This is a genomic window from Amycolatopsis roodepoortensis (assembly GCF_014873915.1).
Classification (GTDB): domain Bacteria; phylum Actinomycetota; class Actinomycetes; order Mycobacteriales; family Pseudonocardiaceae; genus Amycolatopsis; species Amycolatopsis roodepoortensis.
Genome location: NZ_JADBEJ010000005.1, coordinates 933,556 through 959,398 on the forward strand (window position 1 = coordinate 933,556; position 25,843 = coordinate 959,398).

General features: G+C 67.4%; 27 protein-coding genes and 1 pseudogene. 7 read left to right on the forward strand and 21 right to left on the reverse strand.

What is annotated here, in order from left to right; translation table 11 throughout:
• Positions 1–164: 164 nt before the first annotated feature.
• Positions 165–1,766 carry a DUF2079 domain-containing protein gene (locus H4W30_RS23650; protein ID WP_225949841.1) on the forward strand — a complete coding sequence of 534 codons (1,602 nt, stop codon included), beginning with the start codon at positions 165–167 and terminating at the stop codon, positions 1,764–1,766.
• A gap of 488 nt (positions 1,767–2,254) precedes the next feature.
• Here H4W30_RS23650 and H4W30_RS44745 read toward each other — a convergent pair whose 3' ends face one another.
• Entirely contained in the window at positions 2,255–2,611 is a 357-nt protein-coding gene (locus tag H4W30_RS44745) for a hypothetical protein (RefSeq protein ID WP_378233558.1), read from the reverse strand.
• Between the two features lie 148 nt (positions 2,612–2,759).
• On the opposite strand from H4W30_RS44745, the gene H4W30_RS23660 reads away from it, so the two are divergent.
• Positions 2,760–3,236, forward strand: a complete 477-nt coding sequence (locus H4W30_RS23660) for a hypothetical protein (protein ID WP_192744870.1) — start codon at positions 2,760–2,762, stop codon at positions 3,234–3,236.
• Between the two features lie 112 nt (positions 3,237–3,348).
• On the opposite strand, the gene H4W30_RS23665 is transcribed toward H4W30_RS23660, so the two are convergent.
• The 4 genes from H4W30_RS23665 to H4W30_RS23680 form a co-directional block, all read right to left on the reverse strand.
• Entirely contained in the window at positions 3,349–3,714 is a 366-nt protein-coding gene (locus tag H4W30_RS23665; protein WP_192744871.1) for a VOC family protein, read from the reverse strand.
• A gap of 27 nt (positions 3,715–3,741) precedes the next feature.
• The gene (locus tag H4W30_RS23670; protein WP_192744872.1) at positions 3,742–4,395 is read right to left on the reverse strand and encodes a response regulator; all 654 of its coding nucleotides are present in this window, start codon (positions 4,393–4,395) and stop codon (positions 3,742–3,744) included.
• Positions 4,392–5,585, reverse strand: coding sequence for a sensor histidine kinase (locus H4W30_RS23675; RefSeq protein ID WP_192744873.1), 1,194 nt, complete (start codon positions 5,583–5,585; stop codon positions 4,392–4,394). Before H4W30_RS23675 ends, H4W30_RS23670 begins: the two co-directional genes overlap by 4 nt.
• Positions 5,586–5,672: 87 nt before the next feature.
• Positions 5,673–7,124: an alpha/beta hydrolase gene (locus tag H4W30_RS23680; RefSeq protein ID WP_192744874.1), complete on the reverse strand. Its 1,452-nt coding sequence runs from the start codon at positions 7,122–7,124 to the stop codon at positions 5,673–5,675.
• A gap of 205 nt (positions 7,125–7,329) precedes the next feature.
• Between H4W30_RS23680 and H4W30_RS44750 the strand changes: the two are divergent.
• The 3 genes and pseudogenes from H4W30_RS44750 to H4W30_RS44755 all read left to right on the forward strand — a co-directional run.
• A pseudogene (locus H4W30_RS44750) lies at positions 7,330–7,392 on the forward strand (hypothetical protein); the annotation flags it as partial.
• Positions 7,393–7,401: 9 nt separating this feature from the next.
• A complete protein-coding gene (locus H4W30_RS44285) occupies positions 7,402–7,530 on the forward strand; it encodes a hypothetical protein (RefSeq protein ID WP_264082868.1) in 129 nt (42 codons plus the stop codon).
• Between the two features lie 37 nt (positions 7,531–7,567).
• On the forward strand, positions 7,568–8,035 hold the full coding sequence (locus H4W30_RS44755) for a peptidase inhibitor family I36 protein (protein ID WP_192744875.1): 468 nt from the start codon (positions 7,568–7,570) through the stop codon (positions 8,033–8,035).
• A gap of 254 nt (positions 8,036–8,289) precedes the next feature.
• On the opposite strand, the gene H4W30_RS23695 is transcribed toward H4W30_RS44755, so the two are convergent.
• Positions 8,290–8,703: a hypothetical protein gene (locus tag H4W30_RS23695; RefSeq protein WP_192744876.1), complete on the reverse strand. Its 414-nt coding sequence runs from the start codon at positions 8,701–8,703 to the stop codon at positions 8,290–8,292.
• A gap of 152 nt (positions 8,704–8,855) precedes the next feature.
• On the reverse strand, positions 8,856–9,368 hold the full coding sequence (locus H4W30_RS23700) for a hypothetical protein (RefSeq protein ID WP_192744877.1): 513 nt from the start codon (positions 9,366–9,368) through the stop codon (positions 8,856–8,858).
• A 617-nt stretch (positions 9,369–9,985) separates the two neighbouring features.
• Here H4W30_RS23700 and H4W30_RS23705 point away from each other — a divergent pair.
• Entirely contained in the window at positions 9,986–10,285 is a 300-nt protein-coding gene (locus H4W30_RS23705; RefSeq protein ID WP_192744878.1) for a hypothetical protein, read from the forward strand.
• A gap of 81 nt (positions 10,286–10,366) precedes the next feature.
• On the opposite strand, the gene H4W30_RS23710 is transcribed toward H4W30_RS23705, so the two are convergent.
• The 8 genes from H4W30_RS23710 to H4W30_RS23745 form a co-directional block, all read right to left on the reverse strand.
• Positions 10,367–10,762: an NAD(P)/FAD-dependent oxidoreductase gene (locus tag H4W30_RS23710; RefSeq protein ID WP_192744879.1), complete on the reverse strand. Its 396-nt coding sequence runs from the start codon at positions 10,760–10,762 to the stop codon at positions 10,367–10,369.
• A 222-nt stretch (positions 10,763–10,984) separates the two neighbouring features.
• Positions 10,985–11,362, reverse strand: a complete 378-nt coding sequence (locus tag H4W30_RS23715; protein WP_192744880.1) for a hypothetical protein — start codon at positions 11,360–11,362, stop codon at positions 10,985–10,987.
• 154 nt (positions 11,363–11,516) lie between these two features.
• Positions 11,517–12,320, reverse strand: coding sequence for a poly(ethylene terephthalate) hydrolase family protein (locus H4W30_RS23720; protein ID WP_192744881.1), 804 nt, complete (start codon positions 12,318–12,320; stop codon positions 11,517–11,519).
• Positions 12,321–12,570: 250 nt separating this feature from the next.
• A complete protein-coding gene (locus tag H4W30_RS23725; protein ID WP_192744882.1) occupies positions 12,571–13,458 on the reverse strand; it encodes an XRE family transcriptional regulator in 888 nt (295 codons plus the stop codon).
• Positions 13,459–13,553: 95 nt separating this feature from the next.
• Complete coding sequence (locus tag H4W30_RS23730) at positions 13,554–13,691, reverse strand: hypothetical protein (protein ID WP_192746945.1); 138 nt, start codon at positions 13,689–13,691, stop codon at positions 13,554–13,556.
• A gap of 67 nt (positions 13,692–13,758) precedes the next feature.
• The gene (locus H4W30_RS23735) at positions 13,759–14,352 is read right to left on the reverse strand and encodes an HD domain-containing protein (RefSeq protein WP_318780657.1); all 594 of its coding nucleotides are present in this window, start codon (positions 14,350–14,352) and stop codon (positions 13,759–13,761) included.
• A gap of 910 nt (positions 14,353–15,262) precedes the next feature.
• Entirely contained in the window at positions 15,263–16,597 is a 1,335-nt protein-coding gene (locus H4W30_RS23740) for an NAD(P)/FAD-dependent oxidoreductase (RefSeq protein WP_192744883.1), read from the reverse strand.
• The gene (locus tag H4W30_RS23745) at positions 16,594–17,301 is read right to left on the reverse strand and encodes a transporter (RefSeq protein ID WP_192744884.1); all 708 of its coding nucleotides are present in this window, start codon (positions 17,299–17,301) and stop codon (positions 16,594–16,596) included. Before H4W30_RS23745 ends, H4W30_RS23740 begins: the two co-directional genes overlap by 4 nt.
• Before the next feature lie 213 nt (positions 17,302–17,514).
• Between H4W30_RS23745 and H4W30_RS23750 the strand changes: the two genes are divergently transcribed.
• The gene (locus H4W30_RS23750) at positions 17,515–18,123 is read left to right on the forward strand and encodes a TetR/AcrR family transcriptional regulator (RefSeq protein WP_192744885.1); all 609 of its coding nucleotides are present in this window, start codon (positions 17,515–17,517) and stop codon (positions 18,121–18,123) included.
• Positions 18,124–18,125: 2 nt separating this feature from the next.
• Here the strand turns inward: H4W30_RS23750 and H4W30_RS23755 are convergent, their stop codons facing one another.
• Genes H4W30_RS23755 through H4W30_RS23780 form a run of 6 tightly spaced genes read right to left on the reverse strand, consistent with a single transcriptional unit; the run spans position 18,126 to position 25,764 of the window.
• Positions 18,126–19,580 (reverse strand): aldehyde dehydrogenase family protein, encoded by a 1,455-nt coding sequence (locus H4W30_RS23755; protein ID WP_192744886.1) that lies wholly within the window; start codon positions 19,578–19,580, stop codon positions 18,126–18,128.
• Positions 19,581–19,598: 18 nt separating this feature from the next.
• Positions 19,599–20,696 carry a Zn-dependent alcohol dehydrogenase gene (locus tag H4W30_RS23760; protein ID WP_192744887.1) on the reverse strand — a complete coding sequence of 366 codons (1,098 nt, stop codon included), beginning with the start codon at positions 20,694–20,696 and terminating at the stop codon, positions 19,599–19,601.
• Positions 20,693–23,020 (reverse strand): AMP-binding protein, encoded by a 2,328-nt coding sequence (locus H4W30_RS23765; protein ID WP_192744888.1) that lies wholly within the window; start codon positions 23,018–23,020, stop codon positions 20,693–20,695. The genes H4W30_RS23760 and H4W30_RS23765 overlap by 4 nt, the downstream gene beginning before the upstream one ends.
• A complete protein-coding gene (locus tag H4W30_RS23770; protein ID WP_192744889.1) occupies positions 23,017–23,778 on the reverse strand; it encodes a gamma-glutamyl-gamma-aminobutyrate hydrolase family protein in 762 nt (253 codons plus the stop codon). The genes H4W30_RS23765 and H4W30_RS23770 overlap by 4 nt, the downstream gene beginning before the upstream one ends.
• A complete protein-coding gene (locus H4W30_RS23775) occupies positions 23,775–25,112 on the reverse strand; it encodes a glutamine synthetase family protein (RefSeq protein ID WP_192744890.1) in 1,338 nt (445 codons plus the stop codon). Before H4W30_RS23775 ends, H4W30_RS23770 begins: the two co-directional genes overlap by 4 nt.
• Positions 25,105–25,764 carry a hypothetical protein gene (locus H4W30_RS23780; RefSeq protein ID WP_192744891.1) on the reverse strand — a complete coding sequence of 220 codons (660 nt, stop codon included), beginning with the start codon at positions 25,762–25,764 and terminating at the stop codon, positions 25,105–25,107. Before H4W30_RS23780 ends, H4W30_RS23775 begins: the two co-directional genes overlap by 8 nt.
• Positions 25,765–25,843 lie beyond the last annotated feature (79 nt).

Here is a 25,843-nt window from a genome sequence, read left to right on the forward strand (position 1 = left end):
AAGCACCGGCCGGCCCAGTAAAGACACTGGTCACAGCGGTTCTGGAGCAGAATCGGGCAAACCGCTCAACTTTTCGGACACTGTGCTCATTCCACCCAGATAGGAAATCTGTGAATCAGTACGCCCCCGCTCGTCCCGCGGATACGGATGAACTTCCGCGCCCCATGCCGGATCGCTTGTGGCGGCGAGCCGGGCCGGTCGCGCTGTGGCTTTTCGCGGCCGTCCCGTTCGGGCTTGCTCTGTTCACCGCCGTGCGGGCTCCCAAAATGCACGTGCTGCTCGATTACTGGCATGTACTGGCGAAAATCACCGACGACGATGGCGGTCTACTGTTCGGCCAGCTGTTCACGTATCACCTCGACCAGCCCTTCGTCCTGCCATCCCTACTGTTCTGGGCAGATGCGGCGTGGTTCGGCGGAGACAACCGGATCCTCACCATCCTCACGGTGCTGCTCGTGGCCGGGATCGTAGCGGCGCTGCACTCGATGCTCCCGGTTTCCCTTTCCACTACAAAGAAATCCGTCGTCGTGGCAGGTTTCTCGTGGCTGCTGTTCACCTCCCACGCGGCGGAATTGTGGCTGCAGGGCACCAACGGGATCAGCTGGATCCCCGCAGTCTTCTTCTGCGTACTCGCGATCGCGTGCGCGCACCGGGGCCTCACGTGGGTAGCGGGGATCGCCGCGGTGCTGGGTTGTCTCAGTTTCGGTGCGGCATTGCCGATCTGGTTCGTGCTCGCTTTGATCGCCTGGCTGCGCAAAGACTGCCGCCTTCGCGTCGCGCTCCCTGGCATGATCGGGATTGTCGTTGTCGTGACATGGTTCCTGACCAAGCCATCCGGCCAGCAATCCCTGGCCACCTCGGCGTTCGACCCCGACGGCAGGCTTTCCGTCCTGGCAGCCGCGCTCGGTGGGCTGTGGTCGGCCGACATCGCCGTCGTCGCGGTGATCGCGGGCGGGATCACGGTCGCCGCGCTCGTTTACCTCGCCCGCGAAGTGACCCCGCGCGTCTCCGGTTGGATCGCGCTCGCCACCTACGCCATCGTGCTCGCCGGCATGCTCGCGATGGGCCGCACGACCGACCAACTACCCGGCGGCAACGTCGGCCTGGTCAGCCGCTACGTCGTCATCGGCGCACTCGTCACCAGCGCCCTGCTGGCACTGATGGCCATCAACCGTCCACAGTGGCCACTCCGGCACCTGCTCATCGCCACCATGACCGTCGCACTCCTCACCCACGCCATCGGCGGCGCCAAAGCCGACCGCGTCCGAAACGACTACGGTCCCCTGAACCTCGCAGCCGTCGCCCTGCGCGTCGACGCGCCCACCGTCCTCGACGCGCTGCGCATCCAGCGCGCCGCCGCCCCCGCCGCCCGCTCACTCGGCGCCTACCCGTTCAACGACACATTCACCCTCGGCTGCGGCGGCCCCGAACTCGGCAGCCAGATCTCGACGCCGGCCCCGCTCCCCCGCGGCACCGAACCCGGGAACACCCGCGGCGAAACCGGCACTCCCTTGACCGGGGACACGCTGCTCAGCGGCTGGGCCACCATCGGCGGCACGCGGGCCGACTGCGTCCTCGTCGTCGACCATAACGACGTCGTCATCGGCAGTGGCCTCATCGGCCTACCGAGTTCGGCCGCCAAGACGAAGGAACCCGCGCCGGAAGGCATGGCCTGGCAGGCGGTCGCACCGCCCGGAACCGCGATCGGCGGGGTGATCGCCGTCAAAGAGGGCAAGCTGTACAAGATCCACGCATCCGCGAGTTAGCCCTTGGATCTCGCCGACTCGAATGCCCCGCAGGCCGAAGACATACCTGGGAACGATCACCCCCCTCGCATTATGCGTCCAGTCAGGTGGTAGCACGCCCCCGCTACCGCGCCTTGAGCAATGGCCCCCTCAGTCGTCCCGCGCATGCCGGGGCTGGTCTTTTCTCCCGGCCTCGATCAGCCACCGTGATCCCTGCGGGCCGGGAGATCACCCGTGCAGAGGTTATAAGCCTGTGCGATTCAAACATGTTCCCTTATCGCCTTGGGAGCATGCCCTCGTCGTTGACCGTGGGCCGCTTTTCGCCGTAGGAAAGTTCGACCTGGCGGGCGTAGGCGCCCAGTCGCCGGCGATCTCGGTGAGCATCTCGGTCACGCTTCCCCAGTAGGTCGCACTGAAGCCGTCTCCGGGCGCCTCGATACGCGATGGGCGCAGGGACATGCGTAGCAAACGGAGCAGCGCGCCCGACCATCTCCTTGAGCTCCACCACCTCAAGCAACTCCCTTGAGGAGTGCGCGGTGAGCAAGTACGTCCCTCCGTCCAGCTTTCTGATCGAGGCTTACGCGGCGATGGCCGGCGTGCCGTTCAGGGCGGATCTGGCGGTGCTCGGAGGCGCGGTCGCGCGCTTGTACGACGACCTGCTCGACGAGTACGGATCCGAGGATCTCGCCGGAAGGTTGTCCGCCGGCCACCGCCACCATGGCCCCGCGGGAGTGCAAGGCGAGGGCTCGGACCGTTCCGCCGTGTGGGATTGCCCTGGGCAGCGCCCTCGGGTGGGCAGGGTCTGTGAGCGTCCACAGCCGGACGGCTTTGTCCACGCTGCCGGTGGCGAACAGGTCGGACTTCATTGCGGTCGCCAAGATCGGTCCGGTGTGGCCGGTGAGGGTGGCCCGTGTGGCCTCGACGGTGACAGCGTATTCGTCGAGGCCTACAAGTAGGTCTGTTCGCGTGGTGGTGGATATTCTCACTATCACCCAACGCGCAGCGAGGACCACGATGACCGACGTTGCTCTCCTGCTCCGCGAGACCGGAAGCCCCTGGGTCGACTATCACCAGTTCATGTTGTTCGACGTCGAGTCCACCGAGGCCGGGCCAGCGAACCTTGCCCAGGCGAGGGATGGGGCTATCGCTGTCAGCGGGCACGGAGGAGGCATGTTCTTCACCTTGGGTGAGATGACGGATGTCGTGGTGGACTTCGAGCTCTGGACAGCAGAACCCGCGCCGCCCACGTCACCGTTCGAAGATCGGTTCGACGGGGCTTTCACTGTGGACACGGGTCGCGTCGTTCTGGGCTCCGTTACCGGTTCGCCGGCGGATGTCGTCATCGATCTTCCGGTCTCCGGCCCTTTCCAGCTACGCGCGTTCCGCAGCAGCACCCCCACCGCGCACGCCGACTTCCCGGATCTCGACTATCGACACGAGCGATGGCTGCTCCAGGCCTGGCCATCCAGCGCACAGACGTCACCGACGTGAACCTGCGCGGCAGGACCCTCCCTCTCGCCGGGCCACGTGCGGCGCGCGTTCTCCGCCATGAACGACAGCTTGCTGCTACGCGCCTGAAATCGAGCCGCTGATCAGCCCGCGGTCATCGCGGTCCGTAGAGCACGACGGTGTTGCCCCAGGGGTCGCGGGCCACGGCCCGGACCTCGTGCGGGCCGCGCTCCGGTTGCCGGACCACGGATCCGCCGCGTTCCACGATCGCGGCCACCGCCGCGCCCACATCGGGGACCTTGAACGACGCCGCGGGCACGCCGCCGGTGACGTCCTCGGCGGGACCGGCGAGGGCCAGCGTGGTGCCACCCGCGTCGAGGGCCGCGTAGCGGTCTCCGTCCACGAATTTCGTCTCCAGGCCAAGGGCGGTGGAGTAGAACCGCACGGCGGCGTCGACGTCTGGCACCGGGTGCAGCACGTTCCCGATCCTGGCCGGGGCGGCCTTCGCGTTTTCGCTCATGCGGCGACCGTAGCGGTTCTCCCCCGCTCAGCGCACGAGGCCGGATTCCCAGGCCCACACGGCGATTTCCGTGCGGTTGCGCGCGGCGATCTTGCGCTGGATCGAGGCGAGGTGGGTCTTCACCGTCGACAGGGAGATTGTCAGCTCGTCGGTGATCTCGGCGTTCGTCCGGCCGCGCGCGATGGCCTTGGCCACGTCGAGTTCGCGCTGGGTCAGCGCGGGATCGGCACGGCGGGCGCGGCGCCGGGCCGAGGTGTCGGTGAAATGGGCCAGCAGCCGCGTGGTGATCGACGGCGAGACCAGCGCTTCACCGTTCGCTGCCGCGTGCACCGCCTCCACCAGCAGCCCGGGACCGGCGTCCTTCAAGAGAAACCCGCAGGCGCCGGCGCACAACGCCTCGTGGACCAGCTCGTCGAGGTCGAAGGTGGTGACGACAAGGACGCGCAACGGGTCTTCGACGTCGGGGCCCGCCAGCCGCCGAGTGGCGGCGAGGCCGTCGACGAGCGGCATGCGGATGTCCATCAGCGTGACGTCCGGCCGCAACCGCTGGGCCAGCCGGATCGCTTGCTCGCCGTTCTCCGCCTCGCCGACCACTTCCAGCCCGGGCACCCGTTCCAGGATCAACCGAAAACCCGTGCGTACCAAGGCCTGGTCGTCGGCCAGCAGAATTCGCACCGTCACCGCGCGGCTCCTCCTTCCGGTGCCGCGGCGGCCGAAACGCCACCCGGCAAAGGCAATTCGGCGAGCACTCGCCAGCCGCGCTCGCCATCCGCCCCGGCGGTCAGCGTGCCGTCGAGCGCCCCGATCCGCTCGGCCATCCCGATCAGGCCGTAGCCGCCGGGCGACCGGCGCACCCGGCCTGGCCGGAGTCCGTCGTTGGCGACCTCGACCCGGAGGTACCGGCGGCTGTCCACCGGCTCGACCAGCACGGTGACACTGCGGGCGTCGGGCGCGTGCCTGCGCGCGTTGTTCAGCGACTCGAGGACGACGCGGTGGACGGTGGACACCGTTTCCGGCGCGACCGCGAGTTCGGCGAGCCCGTCCGCCAGCCGCACCGTGACGCCCTCGTCGTCGCCGACCGCCGCTTCGATGGTCTCCACCAACCCGCCGGCGGTGACCTGCGACGCGAGTTCGGGGCTGCGCAGCATCATGACGAGCCGCCGCACCGCGCCGAGGGCTTCCGCGCCCGCTTGCTCGATCTCCTTGATCAGCTCCTGTTCCGGCCCGTCCGCGAGGATGACGCTGGCGGCTTGCGTACGGACCACGACCCCGGTGATGTGGTGCGCCACCAGATCGTGCAGTTCCCTGGCGAGAGCGAGCCGCTCCCGGTCCCGGGCCGCGGCCAGCGCCGCCTCACGACGGGCTTCGCCGTCCCGCAGCATCAGCCCGACGATGACACTGCACCCCCACAGCAACGCCCAGACCACCGCGATGGACAACGTCGTGAACGTGTCGGTGAAGCGCAGGACCGGCGCCGCCGCCATGGTCAGCCCCCCGAGCACCGCGAGCACGGCGGCGTGACCGCGCGGCAGCCGGTGGCACGCCGCCCCGACCAGGACAGCCAGCGCCAGCGCCTCGGCGTCACCGCTCGGCGCCGCGGCCGGTTCGAACAGGAAACCGGCCGCGCTGCAAGCCAGCGAGAGGACGATCCCCGACGCGGTCAGCGTCGCCGTCCGCGCCGGGAAACGGCGCCGCAGCAACGCCAACGCCCCGAGCACCAGACCGGCCGCGAAGTAGAGGATTTCGCCTGCCGGGGCCGGGCCGTCCAGGATCAGGCGGCGCACCAGCTGTTCGATGTTGAGCCCGGCCAGCACCACGATCTCGGCGATCACCAGACCGCGGACCGGACGCGGGGTGGCGGTCGGAAGCACGCGGCCGTCCTTCCTCGTTCGCTGGTCCGGTGATCATCATGCCTCAGCGGTGCCGGGGACGCCGGATGCGCCGGCGTCCCCGGTGTTTCATCGTGGTTCGGCCGCGCACGCCAGGTCGTGCTTCGGGCGCTGACCCGTCAGCAGGAACGTGGTCGCCGCCGTGTCGGCGCATTTGTTGCCGACGTAGGGATAGACGCCGTGCCCGCCCGCGTCGACGGTGACCATGCGGGCCCGGTCGCCGAACGCGCGCCGCAGTTTCTCGGCACCCGCCAACGGGGTCGCCGGGTCACGCTGGTTCTGCAGCATCAGCACGGTGGACGGGCCCCGGTCACCGACGCGCACGGGCGGATCGGCGGGCGCGGACCAGAACGCGCACGGCTGGACGTTGGCCCCGGCGGCGCCGAACATCGGATGCCGGAGCCGATCGATCGCGACGGTGCGCTGATAGGTGCCCACCAAGCCGGGCCAGCGGGAGTCGTTGCAGATCATGTAATAGCGGCCGGAAACCAGATTCTCCACGCCGGGCACTTCGCCGGGGCCCAGCGGAGGGAGCGGCTGGTCCTTGTCGAGCGCCTGCCAGATCTTGCCCACGAGCGGCATTCCCGCGTCACTGAAAAGGAAGCCGTACGTCAGCATCCGGAACGTCGGGCCGTCGATGTCCCGCACGGGCGCCTTGTCCAGCCGCGCGGCGAGGTCGAAGTACTTCGCGGTGACCTGCTCGGGCGTGTTGCCCAGACCGTAGGTGGCCGAGCCGGCCGCGGCGAACTTGGCGAAGTCCGGGAAACGGTCGTCGAAGCCCTGGGCGTACAGCCGGTCGTTCGCGTAGTCCCAGCCGTCCGGGCCCACGTTGCTGTCGAGCATGATCCGGTCGCTGCGCTGCGGATACAGCGTCGTGTACACGGCGCCGAGGTGGGTGCCCCACGAGTAGCCCGCGAAGGAGATCTTCTTCTCTCCCAGCGCGGCCCGGATGCTGTCCATGTCCCGCGCGGTGTTCGCCGTGCTGACGTGCGGCAGCATCCACGCCGACTTCGAGGTGGCGCATTGCCGGGCGATGGCCTTCGACTGCTCGGCCCGCTTCGCCACATCGGCGGCGTCGCGCGCATACGGCGGGACGTTGCCCACCGCGCTCTGCTCGGGTGTCAGGTCGCAGGTCACCGGCGTGCTGTGCGCCATCCCGCGCGGGTCGAACCCGATCAAGTCGTAACTGTCGAGGACGGACTGCGGCATCTTCGCCGTCCTCAGGTCGGCGGGGAACTTCAACCCCGCCGACGGGCCACCCGGATTGGTGAGCAGCACGCCGCGACGCTGTCCCGGGTTTTTGCTGGCCAGCCGGGAGATCGCGATGTCGATCCGCTTGCCGCCAGGGTCGTCGTAATCGAGCGGAACCTTGATCGTCGAACATTCCAGGCCGGGTGCCGCGGCGTCGGCCGGACACGGCCCCCACTTCACTGTCTCCGGTGCCGCCCCGGCCGGTGCCGCCGCCGCGGCGGCCGCCGCCAGGATGGCGATCGCGAGCGCGATGGACCACGTCTTTCTCATCCGAGACCCCTCTTCCGATCTGTTGGCGAATCCCCATCCTGTTCACCGGACGGTGAACGCACATCGAGCGCGCGAATGGTTCCTTCATCGCCTTTGGTCGGCCAAAAGGACTAGCCGGAAGGACGAGGAGACGCGGATGTAGGCGCCCCTTCGCCAGCGGGACCGGGATGGGGAGCGGCAGTCGCGGAGCGCGCGTCGGCAGCCAGTGCTATTCCTTGTCGACGGCGGGACTTCAAACCTCAACGACCAGGTTTCCTCCGCCTGGAACCGTACGGGCGTGGTCTGGTGCACCTACCTCGACATCAACTACACCGGCGGCAGGTGGGCGGTCGGCAACTGGCAGGGCAACACGGGCGACTACAGCCGCAAAGACAACATCAGTTCGCTGCGCCGGGGCGCCTGCTGAGATCGGAGGTCAAGGCGATGCGCATCCGGAACGCACTGTGTGCAGCCGTCAGCATCGTGGCCGTGGCCGGGGTCGTACCGGTCGCCACGGCCACGCAGACAACGGGTCGGCGGGTTCGTATGACGGCTGTCCAGCCGGCTCGTTCTGCGCCTGGGACGGGCGCGGCGGCACGGGCAGGATTCTTGTGACCGAGGTCAGTATCCCCGACCTCGGCGCCGTTGGCATGGACAATCAGATCTCGTCGATCTGGAACAGAACCGGCGTGGTGTGGTGCGCCTACGATGTACCATCGCCTCTCAACCCCGTGTTGCGCATAGGGAACAAACGTCGCCGACATCGCTCCCCTTGCATCGACGCAAGCCAAAACGTTGCGCGAGGCAGGGCTGGTCGTAACACACCGCGACGGCAAGGCCGTCTGGGATCAGTGCACCGCCCTCGGCCTGGACCTGCTCACCACCAACGACACAGCCAAGTGAGTGATGCCGTCGTGTGGTGGGCCATGTAGGGTCCGACCGCTCGTGACATGTCGATCTTGCGCGACCTGGGCGTTCTCGTTTGTCTCACGGTGACACCACCATGATCAGTCTCAAACTCATGGCAATTCCTCGGCCATGAATGAGCCCGAGGGCTGCGGCGACCGCGGCAGCTGGGCCAGCCGCCTGCCCGAAGGTCCTGCTCGCGGTAGAAGCGGACGTTGGTCAGGGATCGACGGTGTGGTGTCCATGGATGCTCATGGTGTGCGCTGGTGCCGTGGTTGACTTAGGCGAGGTCTTCGAAGGAGTCCTCGCCAGGGCGCCAGCACATCCATTGGCCGTCGGTGAAGCCGGTCAGGTTTGCGATCTCGGGTCCGGTGAGTTCGGCCGGTGTCGGGTGCAGGGCGAGCCTGCCCGTGTCGAGCTCGATGCTCAGTCCCGTACCGGTCGCTTCCTTGGTGGAGACGACCGTTGCGGTGATCAGGGATCGCAGCGCATCGGCATATCCGGGGCCGCCGTCGGCGTACGTGCCGTTGACAACGGTGACCGTCGGCATGGCGTCGCAAGTGAGAACGGGCAAGTCGCCGCAGGGCCGATCGAAGTGCAGCTGGACGTAGTCGTACATAAAGTTCACGGAGTACAGCCGAGACCCGACCAGCCTGCCCAACAACTCGTTCGGCACATACCTGCGCGCTGCCATGTCGCCATAATGCAGGAGCTCCCTCTCGCGTTCTCGCGCATGGCCCACCTCGACGACGTGTTGGCGACCAGTCAAGAAGCAGCAGTTGACAACCTCTGCTCCTGGGTCGAGCGCATGGCCGCACGTCGATATGCTGTCAGTGTCGTCTCCGACTATCTGATGAACTCGACTTCGGTCAATGGCCCCGTGAAAGGCCCATAAAAATCGTGGTCAAGCACTCCAGTAAATGACTGGAGCAGAAATTTCGAGAAACCGCCATCATATTCCCAGCAGTAATCTATTTCGTCGCCGACGACGACCTTCCACCCGTCCGGGTCACCTTGAGTCAACCAGTAGCACTGCTCCCCGTTAACGTTATTTCCCCAGCACAGCAGCCCACCCACCTCTGGATACACTGGGTGCGGATACAGCGAAGGGAACTCGAACGCAAGTTCACTAAGGGATTTGGTTCGCGTTTGCGCATCCAACAGGAGATTGTGGTCGGGATCAACACACGATGGATGGGCAACCCTCAGGTACTGATTCACGAACAATGCGGGATATCTGTCGGAGAACATTTTGTAGTCTGCGGGAAGTCCAGTGCCGAGCTTGGCCTCGACGTCGTCCCAGTCCACCGCCGTCGGCTGAATGGACGGCACCCCCAGCAACGAGAAAAGTTCGTCCACAGTTACCCCAGTCGTCGTATGCCCCTGTGGCACCTCGATGTCGATTACAGCATGCGCGCCGGCAGTTCCATGCGACACGCCGGGGTGCCGGGAGGCCCAGCGCGCGGGCGAGGGCTGAGATGACCGCGACAGCGTGGCGGGGCAGGCTCTGGTCGGCCAGACGGCTGCCAGCGCGAGGAAGCCGACAAGATCGTGCTCGGCTCCGGCGAGGAGACGCCGTAAATCAGCGCCAGGTAACTCGATCGCCGGACTGTCGTTCAGCTCGGCGTCGACGGCGCGTCGCGGACTCCCACTCGAACCTCAGAATTGCAGGTTCTCACTGCTCGTGACATGGCGAGCTTATGCGACCTGGGCGTTCTCGGATTGTCTCACGGTAGCGTCACCATGATCAGTCTCAAACTCTTGGCAATCCTCGGCTGGGTGAGCCTGCGGCCGCAGAGACTGGGCAGTGTGGGCTGGTCCAGCCGCTCGTCCGAAGGTCCTCATCGCGGCATGGCGGGACGCTCGTGGCGTTGACATTTCGTTCTGACCGACAACTACTGGCGGGCCGATACTCCATCAGTGTGGTGGTGGATTCGCGCGTCACCTCTTGAGCGGGATCAGGTCAGACTGGATGGGTGGGTGATCAGCGCGGCGTGGGCAACACAAACAGCGAGTCGGGGGCCGGATTGGCAGGGCAAGCGGGCCGTATCGGGCAGGCCGTCATATCCGGGCTTGGTCAGGGCAGTGCGCTGGTGCCGCGGCAGTTGCCTGCACCGGTGCGAGACTTCACCGGCCGCGAGAACCAGGTGGCCGCGCTGAACGATGTGCGGCCGAACGACACCGTCGTCTTGAGCACAGTGGCTGTCGTAGACGGCACCGGCGGAGTGGGCAAAACCAGCCTGGTCACCCACTGGGCCGGGCACAGACGTACCTAGTCAGTCGGCCAGTGCACGCAGTTTCGGCACCGGAATGCGATTGCCGTAGGAAACGACAGTGCGCTGCCCGTTTTCGCCGAGTCAGGTCAGCAGCGCCGATCCGCCTGGCACGCTTCCTTCGATGAGGTCTGGCTCGCCGGGTGGCGGCAACGGGCTTACGACCTTGATGGACAGGCCGAGGATTTCGGTCCAGAAGTAGTCGTCGAGCGGCGGCCCGGCGGGGTCGAGGGTCAGTGCCGACGCGGCGGCTGCTTTGCCCTTCGCGACGGCGGTGGACCAGAAGGGGGTGCGCGTCCCGGGCAAGCCGCTGTCGGTGCGGAGGCATGTGAGGTCGCCGGCGGCGAATATGCCCGGCACCGCGGTGGCGCAGGCCTGGTCGATGCCGATGCCGTGGGGGGTCTGCCCGGTTCCCGTTCCGGAAGCAGTGGCCGGAGACAGCCCACGACGGGTGACAGCCTCGCGGCCGATGCGGCCCACTCGACGGTAGCTGCCTTCAGTGCCTCGAGTACCGACCCGAGCGGGACGGGATCGGCCAGTCGCGCGCAACGCGCCTCGATCACAATGGAGTCCTGGCGTTCGCGACTGGCGAGCCTGCCGAGCAAGGTCGTCTGCCCGGCGCCGGTTCACCGTCGACCACGACGAAGGCGGCAGGCCGGTCGACCTCCTTGACCACCTCGGGCCACTCCGGACGGCCCGTCATCAGTGAGGCCGTGCCAGGTCGACAAGACAGTCGAACAGGACCTCCGCCGCGTCGCGCACCGCTTGCGAGGTGGCGTCGAACGTTGCGATGGCTCCGGAGAGCTGCTCCCAGGCAGGCCTGCCTACCGCCCGGGCGATCACGGCCCTGACCGCGGCCGGTTCGCCGGGCAGCGAGCGCAACGCGTCCTGTCCCGCGCTGAGCCCGCTACCCGGCGCGAGTGCGTCGAGGCAACGCGCGAGGACCTCGCCGATGAGCCGGATCGCCACCGGACGCGAGGAACCCCTTAGGTACGGGGCGACGTCCGGCATGGTGGCCATCCGGTGCGCCACACCCGCCACCATGCGCTCCCTGACCAGGCGCAACTCGAGAGCGGACACCACAGGCTCCTGGACTCGCTTCGGCACGGTCTTCCCTTCGGCAGGCAGTCTCTACACCTTCTACCTGGGCGATGGGCACTGACCAGCACAGAGGCGATAAGTAAGTACCCTGAGCAATTCGGCTCACCCGTTGCTGACCAGCGTTCACACGTTCCTATATGGCGTTCGCAGCGTTGTTGCGCTTGAACTCGGACCAGCCGCCGTCGTCCTGGGCGAGGCCAGGGTTCGCACCGAAGAAAACGCTCTTGGCGGTCTGGTCGCCGGCGAGGTGATAGTGCAACCAAGCGGTCACGGCGCCCACCAGCCGGTAGCGAGTCTCCCCTTGAAGGAAGTGGGTGGCATCCTTTAGCTGGCCGTACACCGCAGGCACTTGATCGCAGGCCAAGAACCTGCTGTGGACATAGAACGCGGGGACGACGGTGTCAGCCTGGCCGGACACGAAAAGTGCCGGGCCGTGCAGCTTGTTCACGTTGCCCTGCGGTCCCGGCATGATCGGGATGACGGTTTTGACCAACGGGTCCGCGCCCGCGGCGATCGCGCCGCCCCCGCCCTGGGAATGCCCGGCGGCCGCGATGCGGCGGGCATCGATCCTGCCGTGGAAAACGCTGCCCTCACGCGAGTTCTCCGCGATCAGGTACTTCGCTCCGTCGAGCATTTCCTTCCCCGAGCCAGACTGACCGGTGTTCGCCGCCGCGACGACATAGCCCCAGCTCGCGAGATGGGTGAACAGGAGTTCGTACTGTTCGACCGTCGCACCGGTGCCGTTTCCCCAAATCAACACCGGGTGAGTGGAAGCATCACCCCTGAGGTCCGCCGGGTAGTAAAGCGTGTGCGCGGTGCCGCCCGCGGCCTTGACGGACCCGTGTGGACCCTTTTTTTCGAAGTCACGGGCGCCGATCGAGTAATTCTGCGGCGCGGCAATGGACACCGCGGGAGTCAGAGCGACCGCGGCGGTCACGGCCGTCGCGGTCAGGAAAGCCCGGCGGGTGAATGAACGCATGTTTCCTCCGGTGAGAACAATGGAGTCGTCGAGGCACCGACAAATCCCGAAATGACCTATCAACGCAGGGGCGTTGTCTTCCGCGCGATGGAATCAGGATGACGTCGTGAACCTAGCGCCGAGTGTTTCGCCGGACCAGGTTTCTGTGAACGTCCGCGTCGACCGGGCAGAGAAGCCCAGGTCGGCGTCCACTGTTCACAGAATTACCTCACCAGTCCCAGCACGCGCCCTGGATGCCGGGGCCCAGATCACGCATTGCCAACGTGAGCATGCGAGTGGACCCGATACTCAGTGGGGTTCCCTTACGCTGGGGGCCCGAGAGCGCCCGCTGTTCGTACGCGCGCACCCGTTTCGGTACCCGCGGACCGAACTGGACCTGGCAGAGGTATTCCGCGGCCGGTCTCGTGAAGCGCCGGTGGTAATGGTCGAGACGGGCGCCGGGCGGGAATCGGATCTCGTAGTCCAGGGCCGTCACCTCGCCCACCGCGAGCGTGCGGTCCAGCAGCATCTCGCCCGCGACCATCCCGCTGCCGGTGTCCACATGGACCCGGCCCAGCCGCGCACACCGGACGTCGCGGTAAACCGGCTCCTCGCCGAGCGGATTGTCGGCCTGGTAGTAGGTCATCAGCCGGTCGACCCCGTCGGTCTGGGCTTCGGCGACGAGCCGGACGTGCAGTGACTGTTCGCGTCCGAACTCGTCGAGCACCATGCGATCGTGGACCGACCAGAAGGACAGCTGCCCGTCCGGCGGCGGACGCAGGTCTTCCGGCAGCGTCCGGAGATCGGGCCATAGCCGCCGTCGCTCGATGCGGCTCGCGGGCGGCCCGAGCCAGCGGCCGCGTGGTGCCCGGGGGCCGAGCTGGGAGATCAGCGCGCCTGGCGGGAGCCCCAATACGAGTTCCAGCTGGGTCACCGCGTGCAGTGATGTCTCGCGTTCCGGCTGTGAACGGCCGCGCCGCCAGTAGGACAAAGCCGAGCGCGACAGTCGCACTCCACGGGTGGCGAGATGGTGTTGAAGTCGTTCCAAGGACAGCCCGGACTCGTCGATCGCAGCGTCCAGCGTGATCGCGAACGGTCCGGGAAACGGCGGCGTCACCCCTTCATCATGATCACCGGACCACCCAGCCGGAACCGACGAAAGTCGGTGGGCCACCGGCCTGCGTCCAGTGGCCCACCGAGGAGGGTCGTCGGTCAAGAACCGAGGAACGACACGTTCAGCAGCTTGTTCGGCGAACCGCTGCCCGCGTTCGTGATGACCCCGGCCGAGGGCATGGCCTGGCAGGCCATCGCCCCACCCGGTGCGACGATCGACGGAGTGATCGCCGTCAAGAACGGGTCCCTCTACCGACTCCAACCACAGAAATAAGCGCAGCCGGGCAACCGTGGCGAAAGCGAGTCACGCCGCGACCGGATAGCTCGCTTGAAAGGCCAGTCGACCGTCCGCGTCAGCAGCAATCCGGTCAAGCACGTCATCCAGCGCCATGAATGTTTCCCACGGCTGCTGACCGCTAGAAGCTGCCAAGCGCACCGTGATCAACTCCTCCAGGTCCGGCACGCGCTTGGCCTTCCACACCTTGTCGGCAAGGCTGACCAGCAGGTCTTCCACACTGACCCCGACCGCGGTCCACGATGCGTGCGTGCGGGCGAAACGTGCCAAATCCTCCTCGACCCCCAGTTTCAGCAATAGCTGATATCCGGCCTGCTCATGAGCGGAGCCAGGCCCGCACAACTCGTCGGGGTGTTCGGCTTTCCCGATGTCGTGAATGGCCGCGCCGAACGCCACCGCGTCCCCATCGAACCGCACGTCGGGATAATGCTGATGGACCCACTCCTTCAACTGACAGGCAACGTCGTGAACCGCGCGGAGGTGCGCGACCAACCGAGGTGGGGCCTGCAGCTTCTCAAGCAGAAGCGCGGCACGGACCGGCAGGGAACGCAAAGCAAGATCACCGGGATCAGTCATGGCACGGTGCAGCAGCTCAGCGGTCACCCCAACCACACTAGCCCGGAGGCCACCGACCAGGTCACCGCACGCACGCCCTTCTGGCCGCATCCGCAGGCTCTGGGCAGGAACCGTCGGCGCGGCTGGGGCCAGTACCACAAACCGCCGATCGCGACGAGGGCCCCCTTTCCCAAGCCGGAGCTGCCTCCACCATGGTCGGCTTCCGATGGAGCAGCCAGGACCCATCGGCGGAAGCTGATCACGAACGCCTGCCGTTGGTCACTGCAACTCTCCGGTGTTCGCAGCCGCCTCGGGCTGCTCCGCGACCACCGGGGAGCTGAACGAGACACCGTAACGGCTTCACTTGGCGGCCGTACCAACGACGAGACCAGAGACGGTCGACAGGCCAAGCCAGCTCCCCGCCCGCGAACAACATCAAGTGCCCCTGCCCTTCATCCTCGCCATGATCACGTCGCGCGGAAATCGGCGATCGAAACGACCGGCTGGCAGACACCCACCGGTACCAGCTATGGCGGCCCATGAACACGCATCCCGCGCAGGGATGCTGCGAACAGGTGTTAGGGCCCGCCTCGGACACATCACTACCCCACGCCTCGCTCAAGATCACTTGAGCGAGGCTTTGTCTTTGGCCCTGGTCCACCACCCAGCGAGAGGTCGCACTCTCTGACAACACGAGCGCGTGCGTGACCCCGGCATCGTGATCCTCCGAGTCACCGAAGTTCGCGGCGCTGCGGTCAATCAGCCGATCTTCACAAAGGTGGATCGTCTTCGGACGTCCAGTGGGGTCCCCGGAGGTATCGGACAGACGGCGAACTCTGCGAGAGCCTGTCGCTCTTCCGGCTTGAGGGGCCACGTGTCATCGCCGATCACCCGGCAGTTCCACAGTCCGGCTGTCACGGGCGAACGCGTCGAGGTAGAACCTCGGCACGTGTGGTGCCTACAGGCGCTGGGCGCTCTTGCGTTTGCTTCCGTTCACGAGGTCGTTGAAGCGGTCGACAGCCCAGATCGCCCGAAGTCCCAAGGAGCCCATCATCAGCGGACGTGGGAACTTGGGCTTCTTCACCCACAGTGCCTCCAGGTCCACGTGGCGCTCTCCGTCGACGATCAGGTCAGCGATGAGGGAGCCGACATAGGGTGCTTGGGCAAGGCCGTGACCGTTGCACGCGATCGAGTAGTAGGTGGCGTCGTCCAGTTGCCCGGCGATGGGCAGCCAGGACGAAGTGATCGCGATCCATCCTCCCCAGGCGCGCTCGATCGCGACGTCCGACAGAGCCGGGAACCGTGCCGTGAAGGCTTCGGCGAGTTCTTCGACGAGCGCCGGGTCCGGCAGCTTTCGAGGGAGTGGATACGTCCTGCCGCGCTCGAGCCGCCGGACACCGAAGACGATGGTGCCGCGCGGTGTCAGCCGGTAGTTCTCCATGATGTTGTGCTGGGTGACCAGCCCCGATCGGCTGGACCATCCCAGTGCCTCCAGCCGGGCCGGGTCGATGGGTTCGGTTTCCACTTCGACTACCCAGATGGGCACGGAGAGCCGAGGAGGCGTGATGTCCCACTCCCCCGCGTACGCGTTCGTTGCCAGAACCACTTTGTTCGCCCGCACTCGAGCCCGGGGAGTGGTGATGACCGCCTGGCCGCGGTCGCGCCCGACGTCGGTGACCTTCGTCTGTTCGAAGACTCGCGCGGAGGTGCGGAGCAGCGCTCGACGCATCCCCGCGGTGAACTGACCGGGGTTCATGATCCCGCCGACGTTTTCCCGCATCCCGCCGAGGAAGCCGCGGGGAATGCCGAGTTCTTCGCTCGTTCCCAGTGTCACGTCGGCGCCGGCGCGCCGCAGGATCCTGGTCACGCGGCGCACCCGGCCCATCTGTCCTCGGGAGACCGCCGCGAAGACATTGCCCGTCCGTTCGTAACCGCAGTCGATGCCGTACTTTTCGATGAGGCTCTCGACGTGGTGCGCGGCATGTTCGGCGAGGCGGATCATGCCGGGCATCTTCTTGCGGTACAACAGGTCGAGGAGCTGAAGGTCTCCACCTGGGGCTCCCGCCAGCTGCCCGGCGTTGCGCGAACTGGCACCGTGCCCACAGAACTCGGCCTCCAGCAGCACGACGTCCTGTCCTCGTTCGGCCAGCCGCAGCGCCGTCGACATGCCGCCGATACCGCCGCCGACGACCGCGACCTCACAGGTGAGGTCCCCGGCCAGTGAAGGCCGGACGTCGGCGGGCGGATCGACCCAGCCGCAGAAGGCTGTGTACTCGACGTTGTCGGTCTTCATCGATCTTTCCTCGCGTACGCGGCAGACCGTTGTCCCGAAACGCGTTCGGCAGGCGCTGCCGCATTGTGGTCGTGCAGTGCGCGATAGGCGAAGTAGTAGACGAACATCTGGAATCCCCACGTGGCCAGCGCGGCGCTGTAGAACAGCGTCCGGTGCGCGTCGTCACCCGCGAGCGGGAAGAAGTCGTAGGTGATCGCGATGACGGATCCCGCGATGGTGACCAGCGCGGCGCTCACGGCCTGCTTTTTGGCGCCGATGCGCCAGAGCCGCCAAACGAAGTAGGCGAGGAATGCCGTCGTGAGCACGTTGACCACGACATAGAACGTCGCCGGGCCGAGGTGCAGCTGATCGGCGCGGAACTGTTGCAGGTAGAGCCCGGCGGCCGCGGCGAGCGCGAAGACTCCGACGTCGACCGCGACCGAGGGCTTGTAGCGGTGCGTCACGCGCATCAGGCCCATGACGAGAATGAGCGTGATGCCGACTGATCTGGAGAAGGCGTCGAAGAAGTACGCGATGCTGTACAGCGGGCTGCTTTCGTCGCCGCCGAGAAGTGCCCAGAGAAGAAAGTTCGACCCCGAGGTGGCGACGATCATCCATTCCAGGCCGAGCAGGTAGTTGCCGTAGCGCCGGATGAACTTCCAGCCGAAATAGAAGCCGGCGAAGATCATCCAGAGATCCGCCAGCATGAAGAGCAGGTCCTTCATGTCCATGTTTCCTTCGGGTCGTGCCTTCGCCTCTGAGCAGAAGGCGGAGTTCGGGCCGGCGGCCGAAGCCCTGGGGAGCTGCGCGGACTTGTGATCCAGCCCATAGGCTACGCCGAACTTAGTCATCCGATCAAGTCGTTTGCCTAAGTAGTCTCGCTGCTAAGCTGGCCTTGACTTAATCAAGCGTCCAACTACGTGCACCGGGAGGACTGCGTGCCACGGATCTCCGCCGCCCAACGGCGCAGCGACTTCATCAAGGCCGCGGTGGAGGTCATCGCGACCTACGGCATCGAGGGTGCGACGACCCGGCGGATCGCCGAGCAGGCGCAGGCGAATCTGGCGATGCTGCACTACTGCTATGACTCCAAAGAGGATCTCTTCGCCGACGTCTACGAGTTCGTGGCTGGCCGGTACCGCGACGCGCTCGAGGGCAACGACTCCCCCGGTGACCTGCGAGAGACGGCTCGGCGGCTCCTGCGCGGGGTCATGGAGTGCTACCTCGAGTCGGCCAGTTTCACGGCGGCGACGGTGGAACTCATCAGCTGGGCACGGCGCCAGCACGGAGACCGCGGTATCGCGGTGTACGACAAGGCTCTCGACACGGTGCGCGCCGCACTTCGCGACGCCGATCCGGACCATCCGATCGATCCGGAGGTCATCGACGAGATCGCCTTCGTCCTCGCCACCTTGGCCGACGGCTTCGCCGCGAACTGGTTGACCTACGGAGACCGGGCCGCCGCGCTGGGGCAGATGGAGATCGCCACGTCGGTGCTCGACAGCTGGCTCGCGGCCCGGCTCGGCTCCACCCCGGTCGGGCGATGACGTCACAGCGGTAAGTCGGGCGAATCGACACCGACGACCCGATCGCCGCAGAAGACGCGCACCGATTCGGCAGGCCCGTGGCCGCCGATACCGGCCGGACCCCAGAAGCTCTGCGCCGAGTCGTCACCCAGATCGGCGACTTTGGCGCCGTTGACGCGCACTTCGCCGGCCAGGATGTGGGAGCCGACGTCTATGGCGCGATCGGTGTCGGTGCCGAACACGTAGGCGTCGAGCCCTGAGGGGCTGGCATTGGCGATCCGAAGCGCCTGTTCGTCGGAGTCCACGGCGTGCAGGGAGACGACCGGGCCGAACAGCTCGGCCGTCGCCTGAGCCGGGTCCGCGCCGACCGCGATGGTCGGTGACAGGAAGAAGCCGTCGAGTTCGGGCAGCCGAGCGGGCCGGTGGATGGTCGCCCCCATGTCGCGCAGCCCCTCGATCCGGCTTTGCAGGGTCCCGAAATGCGGGGCGTTGGAGATCGGGCCGATCTGGACGTCCTCGTCGAGGGAGTGGCCGACGACGAGCTTGGAGATCCGCTCGGTCAGTGCTTCGAGGAGAGGGGCGATCAGGCTGCGGTGCGCGAGGATCTTGCCCGGTCCCTCACACCATTGACCGTTGAGTTTGGTCATCCCGTCGAGGATGCCGTCCGCGGTGACGTCGAGGTCGGCGTCGTCGAGCACGAGCACCGGATTGTTCCCGCCGAGCTCCAGCTGCAGGACCTTGAAGTCTTCCGCGGCCGCCCGCGCGATGGCGCGCCCGGCGGCGGGCCCGCCGGTGAACGAGACGATCTTGACGCGGGGGTCGGTGGTCAGCCGGGCGCCGACGTCGCCGGCGCCGTGCACGAGCTGCAGCGTGCCACTGGGCAGGCCCGCCTCGACGAAGCACTCGACGATGAGCTGTGCGCTGCCGGGCGCGTGCTCCGAAGGTTTGAGGATGACCGGGCAGCCCGCGGCCACGGCGCTGGCGAGCTTGGCCGCCGGGATGAAACTCGGGCCGTTCCACGGCGTGAGGATCGCGGCGGGACCCCACGGCACCTTGTGGAGGCGGACGTCGCGGCCGCCTGCCGCGAGCGCGGTGACGCGCGGGATGTTCACCAGGTCCGCCGCCGACGCCCGGATCCTCATGGGCAGGAAGGCCGCGACCTTGCGCGTGACGCTGATCGGCGTGCCGCTGGTCAGCGAGTCCGTGCGGGCGATGTCCTCGGCCCGGGTCTTGACGATGTCCGCCACGCGTTCGAGCATCGCGGCGCGCTCACGGCGAGCGTCCTCGTCCCAGCGGCCGACGTCGTACACGCGCTCCGCGTGCCGCAGCGCCCGCTCGACGTCGTCGGGTGGCGTCGTGACGGAGCGGTGGACGGGTTCGCGCGTGTTGGGGTCGACGTTCCACGTGTCGGGGATCGTCTCGGCTTCGTACCAGGCATCGGCGATGTAGTTCACCGGCCGGGGGATCTCGTTGCTCATCTTCACGTTCCTTCGCGGTCAGGACTGGAGGTCGACGACGATCCGGGTGACATCGCCGGACTTCATCGCCTCGAAGCCTTCGTTGATCTCGCCGAAGGGGACGACGCGCGTGACCATCTCGTCGAGCAGCAGGCGTCCCTGCTGGTAGAGGCGAGCGAGCTGGAGGATGTCCTGCCGCGCTTGACCCGAGCCCATGTAGGAGCCGATGAGCCGCTTCTCCTCGAAGAAGAAGTCCGATGCCGGAACGCTGAGTTCGGTGCCTCCGGGTGCGATCCCGACGAGGCACGCGGTCCCCGTCGGGCGCACCAGGGCGAGAGCCGTCGCGGCGGTGCGGGCCGAGCCGACCGCCTCGAAGGCGTAGTCCACTCCGTCGCCCAACTGGCGGTGGAGTTCCACGACCAGGTCTTCGTCCCCGCCGTTGATGACGTGGGTGGCGCCGTAGCCGCGCGCGGCCTTGAGCCGGTCGTCGTCGAGGTCGATCGCGACGATGGCCGACGCTCCGGCGAGCCGGGCGCCTTGGATGATGGCCGATCCGACGCCGCCGCACCCGATGACCGCGACCGTGCTGCCCGGTCGCACCCGGGCGCCCCGGAAGACCGCGCCGACACCGGTGATCACGCAGCAGGCCAGAAGACAGCCGACGTGCAGTGGAACGTCGTCGGGAAGCTTCACCAGCGAGTTCTCGCGCATGAGGACATGCCGGGAGAACGCCCCGATGTCGCCGAGGCGCTCGATCGGCTCTCCTGCCGTGGTCTGGAACGCGGGCCGGGGACGGTGGCGGATCTCCCCCAGCCGCCGGCACTGGGTCGACCGCCCCGCCTCACAGTTCGCGCACCGGCCGCAGGACGGGGTCAGCGCGCCGACCACGCGGTCCCCGGGACGCAGCCCGGACACCTGTGAGCCGACCGCCTCGACCACACCGGCCACCTCGTGGCCGACCACGACCGGCAGCCCGGTCGGGACCGTTCCGGTCATGTAGTGCAGGTCGCTGTGGCACAGCCCGACGTTGGTGACCGCGACCCGCACCTCGTGCGGTTCCGGGTCGTCCACCCGGATGACGGTCAATGCGAGCGGTTCGCCGACGGCGGTCAGCACCGCGGCCTGGGTGTCGATCATGTCGAGGTCTCCTTTTCGGTGTCCTTTGTGGACAGAAAGGCCTGGATGCCCGCGGCCAGAGCCCCGCTCTCCCATGCCTGGGCCGCGGCGAGATCTTCCCGGGCGAAGGCCGCTTCGACGTCCTCTGCCGGTGGGCGCAGGAGCGCGAGATGCAGGGCCGTCGTATTGCCCTCCGGCGTCCACGCGACGACGGTGTCGACGGCGCGGTCGATCAGGGCGCCGGGCTCGACGATCTCGTCGAGCAGACCGATCCGAAGCGCTTCGTCGGCCCCGATCCGAGGGGATCCGAGCACCACTCGCATCGCGTGGTTGCCGATGAGCCGCCTCAGCAGCACGCTGGACGCGTTCGAGATCGTGATGCCCCGGCCGTTTTCCGGTTGGTAGTACACGGTTTCCGGGGTTCCGATGCGGGTGTCGCAGCACAGGGTTATCTCCGAGGCGCCCCCGACCGCGATGCCGTTGACGGCCGCGACCACGGGTATCCGTGTCTCGAGGATCGCCCTGGTGATGTCGTGGAAACTCGCGAACGCCTCACGCATCCCGGCTTCCGTCGACGGTGCGCTGTGGAGATCCTCGCCCGCGGAGAAGGCCCGGCCCTCGCCGGTGAGCACGATCCCCCGCACGGTCTCACCGGTGCCGAATTCGCGGATGACGCTCGCCAGACGACGCCGGGTGGCGACGTCCATGGCATTGAGCTTCTCGGGGCGCCGGAGAGTCAGCACCGCAACGCCTCGGACGACGTCGATGCCGAGGAATCCCCGTCGCGCGCCGAGGTCGTAGGTCACGCCGGGCTCGGCCGCGGCTCGGGCCTTGAGCGCCGATTTGGCGATGCGTTCGGACGGCGTGCGCGGGAAATCGCTGACGAACTCGAGGTAGCGCGGCACTTTGAACCGCGCGAGTTCGTCGCCCGCCCGCTCGACGATCCGCTCGGCCGTCGCCAGTCCGGCGGGAACGCCGGCCGCCAGCTGGACGAACGCCTTGACCTCCTCGCCGAGCGTCTCGTCGGGTTCGGCGACGACGGCGGCCGAGACCACCAGGTCGTCACGCTCCAGGGCGGCTTCGACTTCGACGCTCGCGACGTTCTCGCCACCACGCCGCACCATGTCCTTGATCCGGCCGACCAGCCGGATTCCGTCACCCGGACGGCGGACGACGACATCTCCGGTGTGGAGCCAGCCGTCCCGCAGCACCCGGGCGGTGTCTTCGGGGCGGTTCCAGTAGCCGTTCATCATCGGTGTGCCGGCGATGATCAGCTCACCGGCCTCGCCGTCGGGCACCTCGGAGCCGTCGGGATCGACGACGAGGATCTGTTTCGTCGGTACGGGCCGCCCCAGGCTCCCGCTTCCCACCGCGCCGACGTCGTCGAAGGGGCTGAACAGGTCGATCCCGGATTCGGTCATTCCGTAGACCTCGCGCCACGGGGCGCCCCATCGTTCCTCCAGCCGGGCGTGGAGTCCGGTCGGAATTCCCGAGCAAAAGGCGAGGCGGAGGTCGTTGTCGCGGTCTTCGGGAGAAGACGGCTGTTTGAACAGCAACGTCGGCATGGACCCGAGAACGTAGAAGAAGGTCGCACGATGCCGTCGGACGTCCGCCATGAAGGTCGACGCCGAGAATCGGGGCAGTACGACCAGTGGCGCGCCGACGGTGAGTGCCAGTGCGGTGTTCCACTGTGGATCCATGTAGGAAAACGGTTGCGCCGTCAGGAGAACGTCCTCGGGCCCGAGTCCGGTCGCCGACGCGCAGATCCAGGCCAGCCGGACCCAGTAGTCGTGGGTGAGCATGCACGCCTTGGGGAAACCGGTGGTGCCCGACGTGTACTGCAGGTTCGCCAGCGCCGCGCCGTCGATCGGCACGGGCGGGAGTATCGCCGGGAACGCCTCCGAGCCGTCGTCGGCGACGTCGACGACGCGGACGTCCTCACCGGTGACGACCTCCGCGATCAGAGCCGAGCGGTCGGCGTCGGTGAACACGACGCGTGCCCCGGAGTCCCGCAGCACGAAGTCGAGGTCGGCACGCCGGTAAGAACTGTTGATCGGTACGGCGATCGCGCCCGCTTTCAGCGTGGCCAGCCAGACGACGGGCCAGTGCACGACGTTCGGCAGCATGATCGCGACACGCTCGCCCGGCCGGACACCGTCGACCTCGATCAGCCGGTGCGCCAGCCGGGAGGTCCAGTCGTCGATCTCGGCGAAGCTCCACGCCCACTCCCCGAAGCGCAGGAACTCCCGATCCGGTGAGTCCTTCGCGCGTTGCGACAGCAGTTCCGTCAGGGTCGGGGTGGCGGGGTCGTCGCCCGCCTGTCCGGGCGCCACTTTCGCGCTCATGGCAAGCTCCTTCGCCTCTTCGCCGCGGCCTCGACGATCCACGTCATCGCCGGGTCCTCGCTCTTCATCCACTCCGGGTGCCACTGGACGCCGAGCACCGGTGCGCCCGGGAGCTCGACCGCTTCGATCACGCCATCGCTCGTCCGTCCGGTCACGACCAGGCCGGTGCCGCAGTGGTCGACGGCCTGGTGGTGCCACGAGTTGGTCATCGCGTGCTCGCCGAACAGGCCGGCGGCGATCGAGCCTTTTTCGAAGGACACGAGATGATCGGCGGTGCCGTCGGTCGGCGCGGTCTCCGCCGACAGATGGCTCACGGGTCCGGCAGGCAGGTCGGCGACGAGGGTGCCGCCGAGGGCGACGTTGAGCACCTGCATCCCCCGGCAGACGCCGAGCACCGGAATCCCTTCCTCCAGCGCGGCACGGACGAGCCCGAGTTCGTATTCGTCCCGCTCGCTGTCGTGGACCATCGGGTCCAGCCGCGGATCGACGTCGCGGACCACACCCGGGTCGCCACCCCAGAACGCCGGGTGGACGTCCTGCCCACCGGTGACGACCACCCCGGAGAGCTGCCGGCAGATCTCCGCCGCGTCGGTGTCGTAGGAGAGATGCACCGGCAGCCCGCCGGCCTGCGCGATCCGGCTCGCGAAGTCCGACATGTAGCTGTCGAGGCAACGGTCTCCGTATCGCTCGTCGGCTCCCTCGATCAGCTCCAGCCGGAACCGCCTGCCGGTGATGCCGATCAGCGGACGCGCGCTCACGGGAACTCGAAGTAGCGGGTGGACTCCCACTGGGAGAGTTCGGCGAACGGGTCGCCGCCTTTGGTGTGGAACTCCATCCACTCCCAGCGCCGTGACGCGACCCAGAAGTCCACGAACTCGTCACCGAGGTACTCGCGCAGAAGCGGGTCGGCGCCCAGGGCCGCGGCCGCCTTCGACATCGTGTCCGGGATCCGGGGCACGCCGGCGCTGTCGGGCAGGCACCAGGCCATGTCCGTGACCTGCCCCGGTGGTTCGATCTCCCGCTCCACACCGGCCAGCACCCCGGCGAGCACGCCCGCCAGCGCGAGATAGGGGTTCACGTCGGCACCGGGAAGCCGATACTCGAGGCGCGAGTACTTCGGGTGGCCGGTGATGGCGCGCACCGCGGCCGTCTTGTTGTTTTCGCCCCAGCTGACGACGGTGGGCGGTCCGGTGAAGTCGACCAGCCGCCGGTAGGACGTGATCTGCGGCAACGCGAGCGAGGTGTTGCCCGCCATCGTGGCCAGTAGTCCCCCGACCGCGTGCCGCATCAGCGGAGACGGGCCGTCTTCGGCGAAGAACCGGTTCACTCCGTCGCTCTGGAGCGACAGGTTGAGGTGGGCGCCCTGGCCGTAACCCGCCGTCGGTTTGGCCATGAAGGTCACCGTGTGGTCCTGCTCGAACGCGACCTCACGCATGACCTGCCGGGTCCGTGCCCAGGAGTCGGCCAGCGTGATCGGGTCCGTCGGCGGCAGGTTCAGCTCCGTCTGCCCGGCGGCGGCCTCGTCGGTCCAGGCCTCCCAAGCGATGCCGAGCCGATCGAGGCGGCCGACGACCGCTTCCATGTAGTCGACCCAGTCCTTGGACCTCGCCAAGTGATAGGTGGCTCCCGTGCCGCCGCCCAAGGGCGTGAGGTCCCGGTACCCGAGCTTTCGCGCCTCCTGAACGGATTCCTCGAACAGGGTCGCTTCGATCTCCACGGCGACGGTCGCGGTGTACCCGAGAACGGCGAGCCGGGCCACCAGCTTCCGCACGAGGTTCCGCGGGCAGATCGGCACGGGCGTGCCGTCCTTCAGCCAGTAGTCGCCGATGACCGAGTCCAGGCCCGGCTTCCATTCGACGAAGGTCGACAGGTCGGGGATCATCTGGATGTCGTAAAGGTTGCCGCGCCAGTCCGGGAAGGCGTCACCGAGGACGATCTCGTTGCCGAGGTCGATCGCGAACAGGATGTCGGCGAAGGCGAAGCCGCTGTTCTTGCCTGACGCGAACTTCGTGCTCGACACGGTCTTGCCGAGAAGGCTTCCGTCATGATTCGTCGCTTCGAGGCGCACGGCGCGGTTCTTGAGATCAGACATCGAAACGAACCCTCCAGGAAGCGGCCGTCATGACCGACAGTTGCGACAGCGTGCCCTTCACCCGCAGGCCGGCCGCCAAGGAGGCGGCGAAGTCGTCCGCTCCACTGAGGACACCGGCGAGCACGTCGGATGGCCCCGCGATCAGGTACTCGGTCGGGCCGTCGCCGAACCGGTGCCGCTCCGGGCCGCCGGGGCCATCCGCGTCGACGATCAACACATCGGGAATGCCGGGGATTTTCCTTGTCACCGACCAGAAATTCTGGGCGGCCGCACGCCAGTGCGGCAATGGCGGCGCCAACGCCCGCAGGATGCCGGCGGCCAGGACGACATCACCGGACGGCTCCCCCACAGCGGCGAAGCGCGCCAGCAGATCGACGACGACCACCGCGCCGGGGTCGATCACGGCTCCACCGGACACCGTGATCGCCTTGCTGTCAAAGGAGATCGTCGCGGTCTGCGGCGTGTCGTGGGAACGGACCACCACGGTGCCGGCGGACCGGTCCAAGACCTCCTGTGCGTGACCGATCCGCGACGAGTCACGCAAAGTACGCCCGATCAGCCGGACGACCGGACTCGCGTCGTCGTCGATGGTGACGGGAAGGGCCGAGCCCTCCCTCACGGGCGCCTCGGGAAACGTCATGATCTCGGCCATCAGCGGCCCTTTCGATCTTGGCGACGATCGCGCCAGAGTTAGTCAAATGACTCGATCAATTGACGAAGATGATGGGCAC